General features: G+C 77.4%; 2 protein-coding genes. Both read left to right on the top strand.

Going from position 1 to position 2,351, the window contains the following annotated elements:
* Positions 1-725, top strand: a 725-nt coding sequence (locus MXD60_RS18380; protein WP_248820549.1) for a glycosyltransferase, incomplete at its 5' end; no start/stop codon positions are given.
* On the top strand, positions 722-2,278 hold the full coding sequence (locus MXD60_RS18375; RefSeq protein ID WP_248820548.1) for a glycoside hydrolase family 130 protein: 1,557 nt from the start codon (positions 722-724) through the stop codon (positions 2,276-2,278). The genes MXD60_RS18380 and MXD60_RS18375, both read left to right, overlap by 4 nt.
* The last annotated feature ends 73 nt before the right edge of the window (positions 2,279-2,351 follow it).

Below are 2,351 nucleotides of genomic sequence, written 5' to 3'. Positions count from 1 at the left end.
GGGGGGGGGGGGGGGGGGGGGGGGGGGCGGCCGGCGCGGCGGGGCGGCGGGGGGGGGGGGCCCCGGCGCGGGCGGGCGGCGGGGCCCGCGCGGGCTGCCGCTCGCCCTGGCCGCGGGCCATGACGTTCGCCGCGCTCGGCGCCGGCGAGCTGCTGCTCGCCCATCCGGACGACCGCCCGGCGCGCGCGCTGCTCACCGCCGCCGTCGAGGTTGTCGGCCCGGTCGGCACCAACCCGGCCTGGCCATGGCCGGAACCCATGCTGCGCTACGCCAACGGCGCGGTCCCCGAGGCGCTGATCCTCGCCGGCCTGTGCCTGCCCGACAAGGCGCTGCTCGCGGACGGTCTGCGCCTGCTGGCGTGGCTGCTGCGGGTGGAGACCCGCGGCGGCAACCTGTCGCCGACGCCGGTCGGTGGGCGCAGACCGGCCGGGGATCCCCGGCCCGGCTTCGACCAGCAGCCGATCGAGGCCGCGGCGATCGCGGACGCCTGCGCCCGCGCGCACGCGGCGACCGGCCGGCGCCGGTGGCTGACCGGCCTCGACCGCGCCCATACCTGGTTCCTGGGCGGCAACGACAGCGCGACGCCGTTACTGAACCCCGATACCGGTGGCTGCTACGACGGCCTCGAAAGCGGCGGGCGCAACCTCAACCAGGGCGCCGAGTCCGCGCTCGCCCTGCTGTCCACCGCCCAGCATGCCCGTCGCCTCCTGGCCTCGACGCCGTGACCGGCAGCGGCGTGACCGGCAGCGGCGTGACCGGCAGCGGCGCGGCCGGCAGCGGCGCGGCCGGGGCGGCCGCCGACGAGCTGGTCACCCGACATCGGTGGGCGCTCGCCCCGGACAGCACCCGGGTCGTCGCGAAACTGTTCCTGCCCGGCGAGGAGGGCGGCGAGCCGCAGTCGCGGGCCGCCGGCATCGTGGACCGGGCCCTCGCCCTGCCCGAGCAGGAGGTCGACAGCCTCGTCACCGGTCTCCTGGATCGGTTCGAGGCCCGCCACCTGGACTATCGGGGCATCCTCGCGCGCCACGCCGCGGTGGTGGCCTCGCGGGTGCCGGCCTCCGCGGAGGTTTCCGCGGCCCGGACCCTGCTGCTCGGCGCCTGCTTCACCGCCGAGTACGCGGTGGAGGGCGCGGCCGTCACCAACCCCTCCGCGGTGGCGCACCCGGACCAGTCCGGACTGCCGCCCGGCGCGCTGCGGCTGGCCCTGAGCCTGCGCGCCGTCGGCGAGGGCCATCTGTCCTCGATCGGCTTCGCCGTCGGCGTGATCGGCCCGGGGCCGACGGTGCGGCTGGAACCACGCACCGGAGCGCTCACCACCGGCGTCGCCGTGCCCGTCGAGTGGACGGCCGCGCGGCTGCGCGCCGTGCTCGCTGACCACGGACTCGACGACGAGGTCACCCGGGCCGTCCTGCTGGGCCTGGACCCGCCGCCACCCGACGGGGAGCCCGACCCCGATCTTTCCCGCGCCTTCGCGGGCGTCCCCGCCGATCTGCTCAGCCGCCCGCAGGCACCCGGGATCCTCGCGGGGATCCGCGGGATCGCCGGATCGCTGCGCCGCGTCGAGTTCCCGCCCGACAGCGCGCTGGCGCAGCGGGTGCTCTGGCCCACCGTCGCCAGCGAGAGCCATGGCATGGAGGATGCGCGCTTCGTCCGGTTCACCACCCCGGACGGCGCCGTCGACTACCGGGCCACCTACACCGCCTACGACGGCACGAACATCGCCCCGCGCCTGCTCGTCAGCCCCGACCTGCGCGTCTTCACCTCGTCGCCGCTGGCGGGGCCAGCCGCCCGCAACAAGGGCATGGCGCTGTTCCCGCGGCTGGTCCACGGCCGCCATCTCGCGCTGTGTCGTTCCGACGGTGAGTCGAGCGGTCTGACGGCCTCCGACGACGGCCAGGTGTGGGAGCCGGCGCGGGCGCTGCACGGCCCGCGGGTCGCCGCCGAGCTGCTCCAGGTGGGCAACTGCGGGTCCCCGGTCGAGACGGCGGCGGGCTGGCTCATGCTCACCCACGGCGTCGGGCCGATGCGGACCTACACCATCGGCGCGATCCTTCTTGACCTCGACGATCCGGGCCGGGTGCTCGCCGTGCTGCCCGAACCCCTGCTCGCCCCGACCGGGCAGGAGCGTGAGGGCTACGTCCCCAACGTGGTCTACTCCTGCGGGAGCCTGATCCACGACGGTCTGCTGTGGCTGCCCTACGGGATCGGTGACAGCCGGATCGCCATGGCCAGCGTGCCCGTCGACCGCCTCCTCGCCCGCCTGGTTCCCGCCGCCTGACCCCCGTGGGGGGGGGGGGGGGGGGGGGGGCCGGGCGCGCCGGGGGGGGGGGGGGGGGGGGGGGGGGGGGGCC

The sequence above is a fragment of the Frankia sp. AgB32 genome, assembly GCF_023243045.1.
In the GTDB taxonomy this organism is placed as follows: Bacteria; Actinomycetota; Actinomycetes; order Frankiales; family Frankiaceae; genus Frankia.
Note: the sequence above shows the minus strand (reverse complement) of the source record. Positions and strands in the feature narration are given on the sequence as shown.